Origin of the sequence: Streptomyces arenae (assembly GCF_022343545.1) — a bacterium.
GTDB lineage: Bacteria > Actinomycetota > Actinomycetes > Streptomycetales > Streptomycetaceae > Streptomyces > Streptomyces humi.
The window spans coordinates 31,448-48,943 of the sequence record NZ_JAKQYH010000060.1; the positions used below are offsets into that span (position 1 = coordinate 31,448).

Annotated in this window: 12 protein-coding genes and 1 pseudogene; 10 read left to right on the forward strand and 3 right to left on the reverse strand. The window is 71.2% G+C overall.

Annotated features, from left to right (window positions below):
• Positions 1-89: 89 nt before the first annotated feature.
• Together MB828_RS27410 and MB828_RS27415 are read right to left on the reverse strand one after the other, a co-directional pair.
• Positions 90-1,703 (reverse strand): NADH-quinone oxidoreductase subunit NuoF family protein, encoded by a 1,614-nt coding sequence (locus MB828_RS27410; protein WP_046733210.1) that lies wholly within the window; start codon positions 1,701-1,703, stop codon positions 90-92.
• A complete protein-coding gene (locus MB828_RS27415) occupies positions 1,700-3,013 on the reverse strand; it encodes a cytochrome b/b6 domain-containing protein (protein ID WP_301650560.1) in 1,314 nt (437 codons plus the stop codon). Before MB828_RS27415 ends, MB828_RS27410 begins: the two co-directional genes overlap by 4 nt.
• Before the next feature lie 426 nt (positions 3,014-3,439).
• Between MB828_RS27415 and leuS the strand changes: the two genes are divergently transcribed.
• The 9 genes and pseudogenes from leuS to holA all read left to right on the forward strand — a co-directional run bounded on the left by leuS (position 3,440) and on the right by holA (position 14,819).
• Positions 3,440-6,319 (forward strand): leucine--tRNA ligase, encoded by a 2,880-nt coding sequence (gene leuS / locus MB828_RS27420; protein ID WP_301650561.1) that lies wholly within the window; start codon positions 3,440-3,442, stop codon positions 6,317-6,319.
• A 160-nt stretch (positions 6,320-6,479) separates the two neighbouring features.
• On the forward strand, positions 6,480-7,208 hold the full coding sequence (locus tag MB828_RS27425; protein ID WP_301650562.1) for a hypothetical protein: 729 nt from the start codon (positions 6,480-6,482) through the stop codon (positions 7,206-7,208).
• Between the two features lie 72 nt (positions 7,209-7,280).
• Positions 7,281-8,126, forward strand: coding sequence for a DegV family protein (locus MB828_RS27430; RefSeq protein WP_301650563.1), 846 nt, complete (start codon positions 7,281-7,283; stop codon positions 8,124-8,126).
• A gap of 128 nt (positions 8,127-8,254) precedes the next feature.
• Positions 8,255-9,448, forward strand: a complete 1,194-nt coding sequence (locus MB828_RS27435; RefSeq protein ID WP_301650564.1) for a helix-hairpin-helix domain-containing protein — start codon at positions 8,255-8,257, stop codon at positions 9,446-9,448.
• Complete coding sequence (locus MB828_RS27440; RefSeq protein WP_301650565.1) at positions 9,445-12,117, forward strand: ComEC/Rec2 family competence protein; 2,673 nt, start codon at positions 9,445-9,447, stop codon at positions 12,115-12,117. The genes MB828_RS27435 and MB828_RS27440 overlap by 4 nt, the downstream gene beginning before the upstream one ends.
• Before the next feature lie 4 nt (positions 12,118-12,121).
• The gene (locus MB828_RS27445) at positions 12,122-12,988 is read left to right on the forward strand and encodes an arylamine N-acetyltransferase family protein (RefSeq protein WP_430381436.1); all 867 of its coding nucleotides are present in this window, start codon (positions 12,122-12,124) and stop codon (positions 12,986-12,988) included.
• A 25-nt stretch (positions 12,989-13,013) separates the two neighbouring features.
• Positions 13,014-13,397 (forward strand): annotated as a pseudogene (locus MB828_RS27450) (YceI family protein); the annotation flags it as partial.
• 51 nt (positions 13,398-13,448) lie between these two features.
• Positions 13,449-13,694 carry a hypothetical protein gene (locus MB828_RS27455; protein WP_301650566.1) on the forward strand — a complete coding sequence of 82 codons (246 nt, stop codon included), beginning with the start codon at positions 13,449-13,451 and terminating at the stop codon, positions 13,692-13,694.
• A 135-nt stretch (positions 13,695-13,829) separates the two neighbouring features.
• Entirely contained in the window at positions 13,830-14,819 is a 990-nt protein-coding gene (gene holA / locus MB828_RS27460) for a DNA polymerase III subunit delta (protein ID WP_207920467.1), read from the forward strand.
• A gap of 225 nt (positions 14,820-15,044) precedes the next feature.
• Here the strand turns inward: holA and rpsT are convergent, their stop codons facing one another.
• Positions 15,045-15,311, reverse strand: coding sequence for a 30S ribosomal protein S20 (gene rpsT, locus MB828_RS27465; RefSeq protein WP_046733201.1), 267 nt, complete (start codon positions 15,309-15,311; stop codon positions 15,045-15,047).
• A 253-nt stretch (positions 15,312-15,564) separates the two neighbouring features.
• On the opposite strand from rpsT, the gene lepA reads away from it, so the two are divergent.
• Positions 15,565-17,439 (forward strand): translation elongation factor 4, encoded by a 1,875-nt coding sequence (lepA, locus tag MB828_RS27470; protein ID WP_301650567.1) that lies wholly within the window; start codon positions 15,565-15,567, stop codon positions 17,437-17,439.
• Positions 17,440-17,496 lie beyond the last annotated feature (57 nt).

Here is a 17,496-nt window from a genome sequence, read left to right on the forward strand (position 1 = left end):
CCGGGAAACCTTCCCGACCGACCCGAACGCGTGAAGGGGGCCACCCGCAGCGGGTGGCCCCCTTCACGCGCTCGTCGGTGGGTCCGCGGTCAGCGCCCCAGCGCCCGCCGGCCGCGGCCCTGCGACAGCACCGGCAGGTTCTTCGCCGGCGCCTGGGAGCGTGTGTCCTCCTCGAGGCGCAGCGCGAGCGCCGGGCAGCGGCGCACCGCACGGATCGCCTTGGCCTCCGCGAACCGCGGCACCTTCGCCTGAGCGACCGTCGGGAAACCGTCCGCGCCGAGTTCGAAGACCTCCGGAAGGATGTCCGCGCACAGACCGTGACCCCGGCACAGCGTCCAGTCGACGTAGATCTTCTGGCGGCTGCCGCCACCGTTGTCCTCGGGCTCTCCGCCACCGGGGATGCCGGTGGGCATCTTGCCGTCCTCGAAGAGCGGCAGAACGCCTTCCACGGGCCGTCCGCAGCCGTTTCCGAGGACATGCGCGGCCAGGTCGTCCGTGAACGCCTTGATCGTCGACTCGAGGAACATCGCGGAGCCGTCCGGGTGCGAGCACGCCCCGCGGCGCTTCACGTTCTTCGCGACCTGTTTGAGCGCCTCCAGGGCGGCCGGACCGCCGCCGTTGAGGATGTCCTCCATGCCGCGTGCGGCCGCCGGCAGGCCGAGGTAGCAGGGACCGCACTGTCCCGCGCTCTCCTCCGCCAGCCACTGGGCGACCCGCAGCGACTCGCCCAGCGGGCACGTGTCCTGCGTGATCGGCAGGATCGCACCGGCGCCCAGCGCGCCACCCACCGCGTCGAGCGAGTTACGGGAGACGATCGCCTCGTTGACCGTGGCCGCGTCGATCCACTTGCCGTGGTAACCGCCGGTGAGCACACCCTGCGGCACCGGCGGGGCGCCGGCCAGCTGCAGCACGTAGCGCAGCGGCACGCCGGTGGGTACCTCGATCACCATGGGGCGGGCGACGGCACCGGAGACCGTCAGCATGACGGTGCCCGGCTCGTCGTACAGGCCGGTGTTGCCGTAACGCTCGGGGCCGATACGCGCGGCGATCGCCAGCTGCGCGAACGTCTCCGCGTTCGACAGCAGCGTCGGCGCGCCGCCGACGCCGTTCTGCGAGGCGCTGGTCTTGCGGCCGGGAGGGATCGCCGGGCCGCCGTCGATCGAGCGGATCAGCGACGCGGCGGCACCCGTGACCATACGGACCGGGTTGCGCTGGACGAACGCCTTCAGGGCGGAACGGCGGCCGTTGCTCAGGCCGCGCTCGGCGAGTGCCTGCTCCATGGAGCGCTGGGTGGACTCCCGCGTGACACCGATCACGAGCGTGCGGGCCCCCAGGGCCTCTGCGCACAGCAGCGCGCCGTCCAGGATGAGATGCGGTGCACGGTTGATCAGCACCGTGTCCTTGCGGCAGGCCGGCTCGTCCTCGCTGCCGTTGACGACGACGACCGGCCGCACGCCACGTTTGATCGCGGCTTCGGCGACCGAACGCAGCTTTTTGTGGAAGGGGAAGCCCGCACCGCCGCGGCCCTTCAGGTTGATGCGTTCGGAGAGCTGCGCGAGCTGCTCCCCGCCCAGGGGTTCAAGCGGCCCGTGCACCTTGAGGTGCATGGGCAGATCGAGTCTTTCGACAAGGTCGAAGCCCGACGTGAGCTGCGGAAGGCCGACCACGCGGACTTCTGGTACGTCGGGCAGGGCCTCGTTCACCTATAGCCTCCGGAAGGCGTGTTCCAAGGTTCGCCCGAACCCGGTGAGTCGAAGGACGCGCCGGGCGCTGGTTCGTTGGCGGGACCGCTGTTGTACGTGTCATTCGAGTTGTACGTCCCATAGCGGGCGTTCGTCTCACCCGTGTCGTACACATCACGTCCGCCCGTACCAGCGGCGCCCGGATTGCCATAGACCGGGATGTTGTATCCGGTGTCCTGGAGTGGGTCGTACGCCGACGGAGGTGCCTCGCCGACCGGCGGCGGGGTCGGGACCGGCCAGCTGCCCGAGGTGCTGGAGGGGCCGTCCACGCGCGGGATGGCCCCGGTGGACTGGACGTCCAGCCGTTCCATGCGTGCGGTCTGACCGGCTGCGAAGGGCGACTGGGGCTGCCCGGGCGCGTTCGTGGCCCGGTAGGCGGCCGCGTAGCCGGAGGCAGGATCGGAGGCGGGGGCGGCGGACGGGAACAGCGGATTCGACTGCGTGGACGAGGTGTCGCCACGCGACCCCCTGGGCTCGCGCTCGCGGGGGCTGTCGTAGCCGGAGAGGCCGGACTCGCTCATCCTGGCGCGGCTCGCGTCGAGGTCGCTCATGCGGGACCGGTCCGAGTCGCCGAGGAGCGTGACCAGCCGGTCGGCGAACCTGCGCTTGAACGGGCGGGGCGCGGCACGCAGGAGCAGGGCGGCCATGATCCCGGCCAGGCACAGTTCGTACGACACCATGAAGAACGTCTTCGCCGGACGCCCCGCGAAGAGGCCGTGGAGCAGGGCGAAGCACAGGGCCGGGTAGGCCAGCATGTGCATCGCGCGCCAGCGGGCGGCCACCATGGCGGGGGCGGCGAACTGGTTGCGCAGTGCACCGGTGATGCCCACGAAGATCATGAGGTAGGCGGCGAGGGAGCCCATGCCGATGAGGGTGGCGCTGCCCGGGTTCGCGCCGCCGCTTCCGGTGACCAGCCAGCCGAAGGGGATCAGGGCCGCGATCCAGTCGGCGTGGTCCAGTGCGATCTTCACCCCGATGTGCACCAGCAGGAACGCGATCGAGGCGACCGCCGTGACCCGGTGGATGGCCTGGGCCACGATCCGCTGGCGGATGTTGAGAAGGATGCGGTCCTGGGCCACCAGGCCCCAGATGCACGAGCAGGTGAGGCAGACGAGCGCCAGAACGCCCGCACCGAAGTTCAGGAACTGCTGCAGCCAGTCGCCTCCCAACAGGACGACTATGGGTATCAGCAGCAGGACGACAGCGGACGCCACCCCGTAGGCCGAGCGGCCTGGTTTGGGGAGCGAGCTGTTACTACGACGAGGGTTCATGGGGGCAACTCCGAGCAGTTCGGGAAAGCGGTCCCGGTGCCGCAGCCTAAGTGGCGCCATACCGATCAGTACGAGGTTTGAGTTATTGCGTTGTTATCAAAGGGCGCCGCGGCCCTTGCGGTGTCCCTTAGCGGACGGTACGCGAAGAAATTTTTGAACCTGGTTCAACTCTCGTCCCGATGGTCGCCTTAGACGCACGTGTCAACCGTTGATACGTAAGCGCGTCGCAGCTTGCTCAAGGGCTGCGGTACCCTGACGCCATGCGTGCCGTACGCCTTCTGCTTAGCGGGCCGCGCTGATCAGTCCCGACCGCCGGACGAAACGGCTGGTCGGCATCGGCGCGGCGTCCCCTCCTGTGCGAGGGGATTTTTCGTTTCTAGAAGTTCGCAGCCGCAGGCAGAGACGACCGATGGAGCTTTGAGGATCATGAGCGAGACGAACCCCGCTGCCGCCGCCACGTCGGCGGAGGCCGCGCCGCACCGCTACACGGCCGCTCTGGCCGCCGAGATCGAGGCACGCTGGCAGGACTTCTGGGACGCCGACGGCACCTACGCGGCCCCCAACCCCAAGGGTGACCTGGCCGGCGACCCCGAGCTGGTCGCCAGGCCCAAGAAGTTCATCATGGACATGTTCCCGTACCCGTCCGGTGCTGGCCTGCACGTCGGCCACCCCCTGGGCTACATCGCCACCGACGTCTTCGCCCGCTTCCAGCGGATGAACGGCCACAACGTCCTGCACACGCTGGGCTTCGACGCCTTCGGCCTGCCCGCCGAGCAGTACGCGGTGCAGACCGGCACGCACCCGCGCGTGTCCACCGAGGCCAACATCGAGAACATGAAGGCGCAGCTGCGCCGGCTGGGCCTGGGCCACGACAAGCGCCGCTCGTTCGCCACGATCGACCCGGACTACTACAAGTGGACCCAGTGGATCTTCCTGCAGATCTTCAACTCCTGGTACGACGACGAAGCCGACAAGGCCCGCCCGATCTCCGCACTGATCGCCCAGTTCGAGAGCGGTGAGCGTGCCGTACCGGGCCACACGCGCGCGTGGAACGAGCTGACCGCCGCCGAGCGCGGCGACGTCCTGGGTGAGTTCCGTCTGGCCTACGCCTCCGACGCGCCGGTCAACTGGTGCCCCGGCCTGGGCACCGTCCTGGCCAACGAGGAGGTCACCGCCGACGGCCGTTCCGAGCGGGGCAACTTCCCGGTCTTCAAGGCCAAGCTGCGCCAGTGGAACATGCGTATCACCGCCTACGCCGACCGGCTGCTGGACGACCTGAACGAGCTGGACTGGCCCGAGGCCATCAAGCTGCAGCAGCGCAACTGGATCGGCCGCAGTGAGGGCGCCCGCGTCGACTTCCCGATCGACGGCGAGAACATCACGGTCTTCACCACACGCCCGGACACCCTGTTCGGCGCGACCTACATGGTGCTGGCTCCCGAACACCCGCTGGTCGACAAGTTCACCCCGGCCGCCTGGCCCGAGGGAACCCGCGAGGCGTGGACCGGCGGCCACGCCACACCGGCCGAGGCCGTCGCCGCGTACCGGGCGCAGGCCGCGTCGAAGTCCGACGTCGAGCGGCAGGCCGAGGCCAAGGACAAGACCGGCGTCTTCACCGGCGAGTACGCCACCAACCCGGTCAACGGCGAGCGGGTCCCCGTCTTCATCGCCGACTACGTCCTGATGGGCTACGGCACCGGCGCGATCATGGCCGTCCCGGCCGGCGACCAGCGCGACTTCGAGTTCGCGCGCGCCTTCGAGCTGCCGATCGTCTGCATCGTCGAGCCGACCGACGGCCGTGGCACCGACACCTCCACGTGGGAGAACGCCTTCGCCTCCTACGACGCGAAGATCATCAACTCTTCCAACGACGACATCGATCTGAACGGCCTGCCGGTTCCCGAGGCCAAGGCCCGCATCACCGAGTGGCTGGCCCGGAAGGGCATCGGCGAGGGCACCGTCAACTTCCGGCTGCGTGACTGGCTGTTCAGCCGGCAGCGCTACTGGGGCGAGCCGTTCCCGATCGTCTACGACGAGGACGGCGTCGCCCACGCGCTGCCCGAGTCGATGCTGCCGCTGGAACTGCCCGAGGTCGAGGACTACTCGCCGCGCACCTTCGATCCCGAGGACGCCGACACCCAGCCCGAGACGCCGCTGTCCCGCAACGCCGAGTGGGTCAACGTCACCCTGGACCTGGGCGACGGGCCGAAGAAGTACCGCCGCGAGACCAACACCATGCCCAACTGGGCCGGTTCCTGCTGGTACGAGCTGCGTTACCTGGATCCGCACAACAGCGAGCAACTGGTCGACCCGGAGGTCGAGCAGTACTGGATGGGTCCGCGTCAGGGCATGCCGCACGGCGGTGTCGACCTGTACGTCGGCGGCGCCGAGCACGCCGTGCTGCACCTGCTGTACGCCCGTTTCTGGTCGAAGGTGCTGTACGACCTGGGACACGTGTCGTCCGCCGAGCCGTTCCACAAGCTGTTCAACCAGGGCATGATCCAGGCCTATGTCTACCGCGACGGCCGTGGCTTCCCGGTGCCCGCCGCCGAGGTGGAGGAGCAGGACGGCGCCTACTACTACCAGGGCGAGAAGGTCAGTCGGCTGCTGGGCAAGATGGGCAAGTCGCTGAAGAACGCGGTGACCCCGGACGAGATCTGCGCCGAGTACGGCGCGGACACCCTGCGCCTGTACGAGATGGCGATGGGCCCGCTGGACGTCTCCCGGCCGTGGGACACGCGCGCGGTGGTGGGCCAGTTCCGTCTGCTGCAGCGGCTGTGGCGCAACATCGTCGACGAGGCCACCGGTGAGGTCACCGTCACCGACGCCGAGCCCGACGAGGAGACGCTGCGCGCCCTGCACAAGGCGATCGACGGTGTCCGTCAGGACCTGGAAGGCCTGCGTTTCAACACGGCCATCGCCAAGGTCACCGAACTGAACAACCACCTGACCAAGGCGGGCGGCGCGGTGTCGCGCACGGTCGCCGAGCCGCTGGTGCTGCTGATCGCGTCCCTGGCCCCGCACATCGCCGAGGAACTGTGGCGCAAGCTGGGCCACACCGACTCGGTCGTGCACCGGGACTTCCCCGTCGCCGACCCGAACTACGTCGTCGACGAGACCGTCACCTGTGTCGTGCAGATCAAGGGCAAGGTCAAGGCCCGTCTGGAGGTGTCGCCGGCCATCTCCGACGCGGAGCTGGAGAAGGTGGCGCTGGCCGACGAGACGGTCGTCAAGTCCCTGGGTGGCGCCGGGATCCGCAAGGTGATCGTGCGTGCGCCGAAGCTGGTGAACATCGTCACGGGCTGACGCCCCGACGGCCTCCGGGTGGTCCCCTACGGGCAGGTTCGGGGTTTTTCTGGAACTCCGGGCCTGCCCTTTGCGTTTACCGTTGAAGAGCGCGGCCACCCGTGCCGGGCTCTTCAGGCGGTCGGGGTGGTCGGGGTGGTCGGGAGCGAGGAGGAGCACCGTGGAAGCAGTGATCGCCGTATTCGCCGTGCTGTTCCTGCTCTTCGTCGCAGGCGGGGCCTACGTCACCTTCAAGGCGGTCGGCGCCGCCAAGCGTGGAGTGGACCGTACGATCACGCAGGCCCGGCGCACGGTCGAGGACCACACACTGCGCGCCAGGTCCATGGTCCAGATCGGCCCGGCGGCCGAGATCGCCCAGCTCCGCCTCGCCCTGCGCACCTCGATGCGGGCCACCCAGGAGGCGTTGCACGCGGGCGTCACCGAGGATGAGTCGCTGAAGGAGTCCCTCGCTCTCTTCGAGCGGCTCAGCGCCCACGGGCAGGAACTGGACGGTGAGCTCCGGCGCCTGGAGACCGAACCGGACCGGGCGACGCTCGCCACGAGACTGCCCGAGCTGCGGCGGCGTACGAAGCGTGTCACCGAGTCCGCGGACGCGTTGCGCTGGGCGGCCCGCGACCGGGCCCGCCGCTTCGCCGACGACGATCTGGACACCCTGAGCGCGCAGATCGGTGTCGAGGCGGACGCCCTGCGCCACTGGGCCCGGCCCGCCTCCGGACCCGAGACCCCGCCGTGGCCCGCGGCGGCCCCCGGGCAGGGTGACCGTCAGACCTGGCCGGAGGCGCCCCGGCCGGACACGGCTGAAGGGCCCGCACAGTCCGCGATCACTCCGCCCGGCGCGCCACGGGTGTACCCGTGGCAGAAGAAGCCCCGGCCGGAGAGCACCACTTGAGGCGGCCGGTCCCGGGCCAGGTGAGCGGGGGCGGGCTGCCGCGCCCGGGCTACGCCAGGTAACCTCCAGCTCATGTCCCGCCATGTCGCGATCGTCACCGATTCAACGGCCTACCTGCCGCCGCGGACGATGGAGCGGCACGGCATCACCGCGGTTCCCCTGACCGTGGTCCTGGGCAACCGGGCACTCGAAGAGGGCACGGAGATCTCGACCCGTTCGCTGGCACAGGCCCTGCAGAAGAAGCGTCCCGTCACCACGTCCCGGCCCAGCCCCGAGGTGTTCGCCGAAACCTACCGCAGGGTCGCCGAGTCGGGGGCCACCGGCATCGTCTCGCTGCACCTGTCCGCCGAACTGTCGGGCACGTTCGACGCCGCGGTCGTCGCGGCCCGCCAAGCACCGGTCCCCGTGCGGGTGGTGGACACCGGGATGGTCGCGATGGCGCTCGGTTTCTGCGCGCTCGCGGCGGCCGAGGCCGCCGACGCCGGGGGCACCTTGGACGAGGCCGTCACGGCGGCGGAGAAGCGGGCCGCGGGCACCTCGGCGTACTTCTACGTCGACACCCTCGACTATCTGCGCCGCGGCGGCCGTATCGGCGCCGCCCAGGCACTGCTGGGTTCCGCGCTCGCCGTGAAGCCCCTGCTCCAGCTGGACGGCGGCCGGATCGATCTCCTGGAGAAGGTACGGACGGCGTCCCGGGCCATCGCCCGGCTCGAGGAACTCGCGGCCGAGCGTGCCGGCGACGCCGAGGTGGACATCGCCGTCCACCACCTCGCGGCCCCCGACCGGGCCGCCGCTCTCGCCGACCGGCTGCGGGCCCGGGTGCCGGGGCTGGCCGACCTTCATGTGAGCGAGGTCGGCGCGGTCATCGGGGCACACACCGGACCCGGATTGCTCGGGGCGGTCGTCTCCCCACGCTGACCTGCGGACCGGGACCCCGGCCCGTCACGATCACTCGTCCGGGTGGCAAAGTTGTCCACAACCCGGTCGTGGTCCACGGAAACCGAGCAAGATCATCGCGGATCCGTGAGAAGCCCGATCCTCGTCGCATGGCACTTCGATCACGCTCACACGAGACACACGCGACCAGCGGCCCGGGCCGGGGCCCCGCTTCCGACGGCCGCACCCGGCACCGGCGGCCCCCGGTCCGGGCCGGCGCCCGCCACCGCCCCGCTCCCGCGGACGAACTGCGCCGCCGGGCGGAACTCCTCTTCGGCGAACGCGGGGTCACCAGGCAGGGGCGAGGGCGGGGACAAGGACCTCCTACCGCGGGGACGGTGACCGGCACCGGTTCCGCGGCCGGACTGACCGCGGCGACTAGTGCGGTGCGCACGGCCGGCAACGGGATGCGCACCGCCGTGGCGGCGCTGTCGACGGCGGCGGCCGTCGTGTCGTCGGCCCGCACCCTCGCCGGTGAGAACAGGGACGGGCACGCGCCGGCACTTCCCGGGCTGCGGGCCCGGTTCGGGGTCGCCGTGCGGGAACGGATGCCGGTGTGGCTGCAGACGCGCTGCGGCCTGGAACGCCGGGGTGCGGTAGCCCTCGGGGTGGTTCTCGTCGTGGCCGGGGCGCTGGCCGTGCAGCATTTCTGGACGGGCCGGACCGAGTCCGTGAGCGCCCCTGAGGTGGTGCGCGCCCAGGCGCCGTTCGATAAGGGTCCGCAGCCCGGGCGGCCCGAGAGGGACAGCGGGGAGAACGTGGCGGCCGCCGGTGCCGGTATGGGCACCGCAGCCGGCCCCACCGGCACCACCGCTGCGGTCGGTGGGGCCGGCGGGGCCGGTGGGACCGGTGGTGAGGTCGTGGTGGACGTCACCGGGAAGGTCCGCGAGCCGGGGGTGCACACGCTGCCGGCCGGTTCCCGGGTGGCCGACGCGCTGCGGGCGGCCGGCGGGGTACGGCCCGGAGTGGACACCGACGGACTCAATCGGGCCCGTTTCCTGATGGACGGCGAACAGATCGTCGTCGGGGGTCCCGCTCCGCCGGCCGCTGCGGGCCAGGCCGGTCAGGCGGGCCAGGTCGCCGGGGGTGTCGGTGCGGGAGCCGGTCCTTCGGAGCCGGTCTCCCTGAACACGGCGACGGTGGAGCAGCTCGACGCGCTGCCGGGAGTGGGGCCGGTGCTGGCCCAGCACATCGTCGACTACCGCACCCGGCACGTCGGTTTCCGTTCGGTCGACGAACTCCGCCAGGTGAAGGGCATCGGCGATCGCCGCTTCTCCGACCTGCGGGACCTGGTACGGCCATGAGCCGGGCGTCCGACGGCGCCCCGCCGCGATCCGTGCCCCACTCCACGCCCCTGTCTCACTCCACGCCCTTGCCCCACACGCCCTTGTCCCACTCCACGCCCCCGCCTCACTCCACGCCCCCGCCCCGGTCCGCGGCCCTGCGCCGGGCCGGCCGCTCAGGCTCGGACCCGCGGCAGGGGACCGTACGTCGCCGGCACGACGGCACCGTGGACCTGCGGCTGGTGCCGCCTGCCCTCGCTGTCTGGGCGACGGCGGCGCTGGCGCTGGACGCGCCGCGGGGGTGGGTGGCCGGGATCGTCGTCGGCTGCCTGGTGACCGGGTTGATCCTGCTGTGGCGGAGCCGGGCGGGGGCACGCCCGTGGGACAGGACCGGCGACGTACCGCCGTCCCGGCCGGCCTGGCGGGGAGCCTCCGTCGGTGCGCTGCTGCTCTGCGTCGCCGGGTCGGCCGTCTCCGCGGGGTTGCACGGGGCGGATGTGCGCCGGGGGCCGGTGCCGGGACTGGCCCGCGAGTACGCGACCGTGACCGCGGAGGTGGAACTCACCGGTGACCCCTGGGTCAGCAGGCCCCGGGTGCAGGGAGATCACACCACGTCGGCCGCCGTACTGGCGCGCGGCGAGGTGAGGCGGGTGGAGCAGGACGACGGGACGGTGGTGACGACGCGTTCGCCGGTGCTGGTGGTCGTCGACACCGGGGTGCCGGCGCCCGGTGGTGGCGGTCGGGCCGAGTGGCTGGGGCTGCTGCCCTCCACGCGGCTGCGGGTGACCGGGCGGCTGGCGGCGCCGACCGTCGGCGGGGACCGGGTCGCGGCGATGCTCCGGGTACGGGAGCACCCCGCGCCGATCGTGGTGGGGGAGCCGAGCGGACCGCAGCGGCTGGCCGGACGGCTGCGGGCCGGGCTGCGGGAGGCGACCGACGGGCTGCCCGAGGACGCGCGGGCGCTGCTGCCCGGACTGGTCGTCGGCGATACCTCGAGGATCACCCCCGAACTGGACGAAGCTTTCGAGGAGACCGATCTCGCACACACCCTCGCGGTGTCGGGCAGCAACCTCACCATCCTGCTCGCGCTGCTCATCGGGCCGCCGGGCCTGGCGCAGCAGGTCGAACGGCGGGGGCTCGCCCCGCGTCTGGGGCTGTCGCTGCGGGCGACCGCGCTGTTCTCGTCGGCGCTCACGCTCGGGTTCGTCGTCGTGTGCCGACCGGATCCCAGTGTGCTGCGGGCGGCTGCCTGCGGGGCCGTCGCCCTGCTGGCCCTGGCCACCGGCCGCCGCCGGTCCCTGATGCCGGCACTGGCGACGGCGGTACTGCTGCTGGTGCTCTACGACCCGTGGCTGTCCCGCAGCTACGGTTTCCTGCTGTCCGTGCTGGCCACCGGATCGCTGTTGGTGCTGGCGCCGGGGTGGAGCGAGGCGCTGCGGCGGCGCGGGGTGCCGGAGCGCCTGGCCGAGGGCCTGGCCGCGGCGGCCGCCGCGCAGGCGGTGTGCGGGCCGGTGGTAGCGGTGCTGTCGGCGCGGGTGAGTCTGGTGGCGGTGCCCTGCAACCTGCTGGCGGAGCTCGCGGTCGCGCCGGCCACGGTGCTGGGGTTCGCGGCGCTCGCGGTCGCTCCGGTGGCGATGCCGGTGGCCAAGGTGCTGGCGTGGTGCGCGGGTTGGCCCGCCGCGTGGATCGCGGGGATCGCCCGGACCGGGGCCGGGCTGCCAGGGGCGGGAGTGGACTGGCCGGGGAGCTGGGCGGGTGCGCTGCTGCTCGCGGGGATCACGGTGGCCGTCGTACCGCTGGGGCGGCGGTTGCTGCGGCATCCGTGGTGGTGCGGGGCACTGGGGGTGCTGCTGGTCCTGCTGGTGGTACGGCCGGCGCCGCTGACCCGGGTGGTCACGGGCTGGCCGCCGCCCGGCTGGCGGCTGGCGATGTGCGACGTGGGGCAGGGTGACGCGACGGTGCTCGCGGCGGGCGCGGGTACGGGGGTGGTCGTGGACGCCGGGCCCGATCCGAAGCTGGTCGACCACTGTCTGAGGGAACTCGGCATCACACGCGTTCCGCTGGTCGTTCTGACCCACTTCCATGCCGATCACGTGGCCGGACTGCCTGGGGTGCTGCGGGGGCGTGAGGTCGCGCAGATCGAGACGACAGGGTTTCCGGAACCGGCGGACCAGGCGGAGTTCGTCACACGGGAGGCGGCCGCGCACGGTGTCCCTCTCACGCGCGCGGTGGCCGGGGAGCGGCGCAGGACCGGGCCGCTGGACTGGCAGGTGCTGTGGCCGCCGCCGGATCCGGCGCCGGAACCGGACGGCCCGAACGACGCCAGTGTCACCCTGCTGGTGCGTTCGGCGGGGCTGCGCATGCTGCTGCTCGGGGATCTCGAACCCCCGGCCCAACAGGAACTCCTGAGATCGCCGGCGGCCGCCGTGCTGGGCCGGGTGGATGTGCTGAAGGTCGCCCACCACGGGTCCGCGTTCCAGGATCCGGAGTTGATACGGCTGGTGGCGCCGAGGATCGCGCTGATCTCCTGCGGTGCGGACAACCCGTACGGGCATCCGGCACCGGGGACGGTCGCCGGACTGGAGGCACTGGGGGCGGTGGTGCTGCGCACGGACCGGGACGGGGCGCTCGCGGTGACCGGTGGTGGCAGCGGACGGCGGGCCGGGGAGCTGGGAGTGGCGCGAGACTGAGGGCATGAACTCGGTGAACTCCGCGCGGATCGACGCCTACCTCCACCGTCTCGGCACCGCCCGCCCGCCCCGGCCCAGCGCCGCCGCTCTGCGTGAGCTGCATCTGCGGCACCTGCTGACGGTGCCCTTCGAGAACCTGTCGATCCATCTCGGCGAGGAGATCGTGCTGGAGGAGGAGCGGCTGCTGGACAAGGTGGTGGGTGCGGGCCGCGGCGGGTTCTGCTACGAGCTCAACGGCGCGTTCGCCGTCCTGCTCACCGCGCTGGGCTTCGGGGTGACGCCGCTGGCGGGGCGGGTGTACGGGGAGGCGGGGCGGTTGGGGATCCCGTACGACCATCTCGCGCTGCGGGTGCGGACGGTGGACGGGAGCGAATGGCTGGCGGACGTCGGGTTCGGGGCGCACAGCCACTACCCGCTGGCGTTCGCGGAGCGGGGTGAACAGGCCGATCCGGGCGGGTCGTTCCGGATCACGGAGGCCGGACCGGACGCGGCAGGGGCGGGGGCGGGGGCGGGCGGAGCGGGCGACGGGGCGTCCGGGGATCTGGACGTGCTGCGGAACGAGCGGCCGGAGTACCGGCTGGAGGTCAGGCCGCGGGTGCTCGGGGATTTCACGGCCGGGACGTGGTGGCACAGCACCTCGTCGGCGTCGCACTTCACGCAGTCTCTGGTCTGTTCCCGGGTCACCGAGGACGGCGGCCGGATCACGCTCGGGGGACGGACGCTGACGGTGACGACGGCGGACGGAACGCGTGAGGTGCGGGAGTTGGGGAGTGACGAGGAGGTGCTCGGGGTCTACCGGGTGCGGTTCGGGATCGAACTGGACCGTGTGCCGGCTGTGCGAAAGGCACGAAAGGGCGACCAGAACGGTTAATTCGGTCGTCGGGGGATTACGCGTGCACGTGGTCATCGACGCCGCGGCCATCGACACGCGCGTGCGGATGCGGGACGACCACCTGAGGTCGGCGGACTTCCTGGATGTGCAGCGGTTCCCGACGCTGGAGTTCTACGGCGAGCGGTTCGTGCACAGGGGCGGCGCCAGGTGGGCGGTCACGGGGGCGCTGTCGCTGCACGGCGTGACACGGACGGTCACGCTGGACACCGAGCATTTCGGGCTCGGCAACGGCATGGAGGGCGAGGTGCGGGCGGCCTGCCGGGCCACCACCGAACTGCACCGCGACGACTTCACCGTGAGCTGGCAGACCATGCTGGCGCGCGGGATCGCGGTCGTCGGACCGAGCATCCGCATCGACCTGGACGTGCAGATCGTGCCCAAGGGCTGAGCCGGCCGTCCCGGCTCGGTCCGGTGCGCAGCGGTGCCCGAGAATGAGGCCGTGAGCGATGTGAGACATGTGCTGGTGCTGCCGGACCGGGACGCGGCGGAGGAGGCGGCCGAGGCGCTCGGGGAGCGGTTCGGGGTCGCCGAGGAGCCACGGCTGGTGCGGGACGCGCTGGCGGGGGAGGACGACGCGGAGGACGCGCAGTGGCTGGTGCTGCTGCGGGACGAGGAAGGCCTGCTGGACCCGGCGGCGCTCGACGAGTTCGCGGGGCAGTGGGACGGCTGGCGGGAGGAACCGTGACCTTCCTCCCGGCGGAGGTGCCGTTCCCGGCCGAAGCGCCGTTCTCGTCGGAGGTGCCGTTCTTGGCGGAGGTGCCGGTGAGCGGCGCCCGGCTGTCCGGCCGCGTTGTCAGTGGGCCGTGGGATGCTTGGCGCGATGGCCAAGAAGACTGCTGATGACGATCCGCTCGCCCCGGTGACCCTTGCCGTGGGGCAGGAGGACCTGCTGCTCGACCGTGCGGTGCAGCAGGTGGTGGCCGCCGCCCGGGCCGCCGACGCCGACACGGACGTCCGGGACCTGGCCCCGGACCAGTTGCAGCCCGGCACCCTCGCGGAGCTGACCAGCCCGTCGCTGTTCGCCGAGCGCAAGGTCGTGGTCGTACGCAACGCGCAGGACCTGTCCGCCGACACCGTCAAGGACGTGAAGGCGTATCTCGGGGCGCCCGCCGAGGAGATCACGCTCGTGCTGCTGCACGCGGGCGGGGTCAAGGGCAAGGGAGTGCTGGACGCGGCACGCAAGGCGGGGGCGCGGGAGATCGCGTGCCCGAAGATGACCAAGCCCGCGGACCGGCTGGCGTTCGTACGCGGTGAGTTCCGGGCGCTCGGGCGGTCCGCGACACCGGAGGCCTGCCAGGCCCTCGTCGACGCCATCGGCAGTGATCTGCGGGAACTGGCGTCGGCGGTGTCGCAGCTCACCGCGGACGTCGAGGGCACCGTCGACGAGGCCGTCGTCGGGCGGTACTACACGGGGCGGGCCGAGGCGTCGAGCTTCACCGTCGCCGACCGGGCCGTGGAAGGACGGACGGCGGAGGCGCTGGAGGCGTTGCGCTGGTCGCTGGCGACCGGGGTCGCACCGGTGATGATCACGAGCGCGCTCGCGCAGGGCGTGCGGGCGATCGGGAAGCTGTCGGGGGCCCGCGGCGGCCGGCCCGCTGATCTCGCGCGGGAACTCGGGATGCCGCCGTGGAAGATCGACCGGGTGCGGCAGCAGATGCGCGGCTGGACACCGGACGGTGTCGCGGTCGCGCTGCGGGCCGTCGCCGAGGCCGACGCGGGCGTGAAGGGCGGCGGGGACGACCCCGAGTACGCCCTGGAGAAGGCCGTGGTGACCATCGCGCGGGCCGCACGGTCACGGGGGCGCGGCTAGCGCCAACCGGCCCGTGCTCCGGGCGCCCGGAGCCGCCGCGCACACCGAAGGCCCCGTCCGTCGCCCTGGGGAAGGGCGGAGGACGGGGCCTTCGGTTCGAGCTGTCGGATCAACGCCCGCGTGGCGAACGCAGGCCGCGCGTCGATCCTCGGGGTGCCGGTCGGGAGCGGATGAGAGAGGGCCCGCTCTGGGTCTTTCCGGCGGTCAGATCAAGGAAGAAGAGGTTCAGCCCTGGAGGGAAGCGACCTTGGAAGCAAGCGCCGACTTCTTGTTGGCGGCCTGGTTCTTGTGGATGACGCCCTTGGAGACGGCCTTGTCGAGCTGACGCGCGGCAGCGCGCTGCAGCTCGGTGGCCTTCTGGACGTCACCCGCGGCAGCGGCCTCGCGGGCCTTGCGGATCGCGGTCTTCAGGGAGGACTTGACGGCCTTGTTGCGCAGCCGAGCCTTCTCGTTGGTCTTGATCCGCTTGATCTGGGACTTGATGTTCGCCACGAATGAGCCTTTTCAGGTTCAGGCACGGGCCGGGACTTCTCCGGGCACGAAGGCATGGAGAGATCCGGGTCGCGTACCGGGTGTTTTCTGATTGACAGTGCCTCGCGCTGAGAGGGCATGAGACACAGCTGCCCAGACTAGCAGCGGGGTGGCTGCCAGCCCAAACCGTCCCCTGGTCGCTCTCCATGGGACCATGGAGGCTACGTATCGATCCGACCCGAGGCATAAGGCGCCTCAAGAGACAGGACCCTGCGTGCCCGCGACCCCTAACAATGTGCCCGAGCCGAGCCGTACCGCCCCGGCTCTGATCCGCAATTTCTGCATCATCGCGCACATCGACCACGGCAAGTCCACGCTCGCCGACCGGATGCTCCAGCTGACCGGTGTGGTCGAGCAGCGGCAGATGCGTGCTCAGTACCTCGACCGGATGGACATCGAGCGCGAACGCGGCATCACGATCAAGTCCCAGGCGGTGCGTCTGCCCTGGGCCCCCACCGAGGGCCCGGACCAGGGCAGCACGCACATCCTCAACATGATCGACACCCCGGGGCACGTCGACTTCACCTACGAGGTCTCGCGGTCGCTGGCGGCCTGCGAGGGGACGATCCTCCTCGTCGACGCCGCCCAGGGCATCGAGGCGCAGACCCTCGCCAACCTGTACCTGGCGATGGAGAACGACCTCACGATCATCCCCGTGCTCAACAAGATCGACCTGCCGGCCGCGCAGCCGGAGAAGTTCGCCGAGGAACTGGCGAACCTGGTCGGCTGTGAGCCGGACGACGTGCTGCGGGTCTCCGCGAAGACCGGTGTCGGCGTCGACGCGCTGCTGAACAAGGTCGTCCAGGAGATCCCGGCGCCGGTCGGTGTCGCCGACGCGCCCGCCCGCGCCATGATTTTCGACTCGGTCTACGACTCCTACCGCGGTGTCGTGACGTACGTCCGTGTCATCGACGGCCAGCTCAACAAGCGCGAGCGCATCAGGATGATGTCGACGGGCGCCACGCACGAGCTGCTGGAGATCGGGACCAACTCGCCGGAGATGCTGTCCGCGGACGGCCTGGGTGTCGGTGAGGTCGGTTACCTGATCACCGGTGTGAAGGACGTCCGGCAGTCCAAGGTCGGTGACACCGTCACCAGCCAGAACAAGGGCGCCACGGAGGCCCTGGGCGGCTACAAGGACCCGAAGCCCATGGTTTTCTCCGGGCTCTATCCGCTCGACGGCTCCGACTATCCGGAGCTGCGCGAGGCGCTGGACAAGCTGCAGCTCAACGACGCCGCACTCGTCTACGAACCGGAGACCTCCGCCGCCCTCGGCTTCGGTTTCCGCGTCGGCTTCCTCGGCCTGCTGCACCTGGACGTGATCCGGGAGCGGCTGGAGCGGGAGTTCGGTCTCGATCTCATCGCCACCGCGCCCAACGTGGTGTACCGCGTGGTCATGGAGGACGGGACCGAGTACACCGTCACCAATCCGAGCGAATTCCCCGAGGGGAAGATCAACGAGGTGTACGAGCCCGTCGTACGGGCCACGATCCTCGCGCCGACCGAGTTCATCGGCTCGATCATGGAGCTGTGCCAGACCCGGCGCGGCACGCTGCTCGGGATGGACTACCTCTCCGAGGACCGGGTCGAGATCCGGTACACGCTTCCTCTCGCGGAGATCGTCTTCGACTTCTTCGACCAGTTGAAGTCGAAGACCCGCGGGTACGCCTCGCTCGACTACGAGCCCACCGGTGAGCAGACGTCCAGCCTGGTGAAGGTCGACATCCTGCTGCACGGCGACAAGGTCGACGCGTTCTCGGCGATCACGCACAAGGACGCGGCGTACGCCTACGGTGTGCGGCTCGTCGCCAAGCTGCGCGAGCTGATTCCCCGGCAGGCCTTCGAGGTGCCCATCCAGGCCGCCATCGGCTCCCGGGTCATCGCCCGCGAGACCATCCGTGCCATCCGCAAGGACGTCCTCGCCAAGTGCTACGGCGGCGACATCTCCCGCAAGCGCAAGCTGCTGGAGAAGCAGAAGGAAGGCAAGAAGCGGATGAAGATGGTGGGTTCCGTGGAGGTTCCGCAGGAGGCCTTCATCGCGGTCCTGAGCAGTGATGACAGCGCGGGATCGGCCAAGAGCAAGAAGTAACCGCGGGTAACAGTCGGTCGCGGTCGCAAACCGGGCGCAACAGGGGTCCGCCGTACG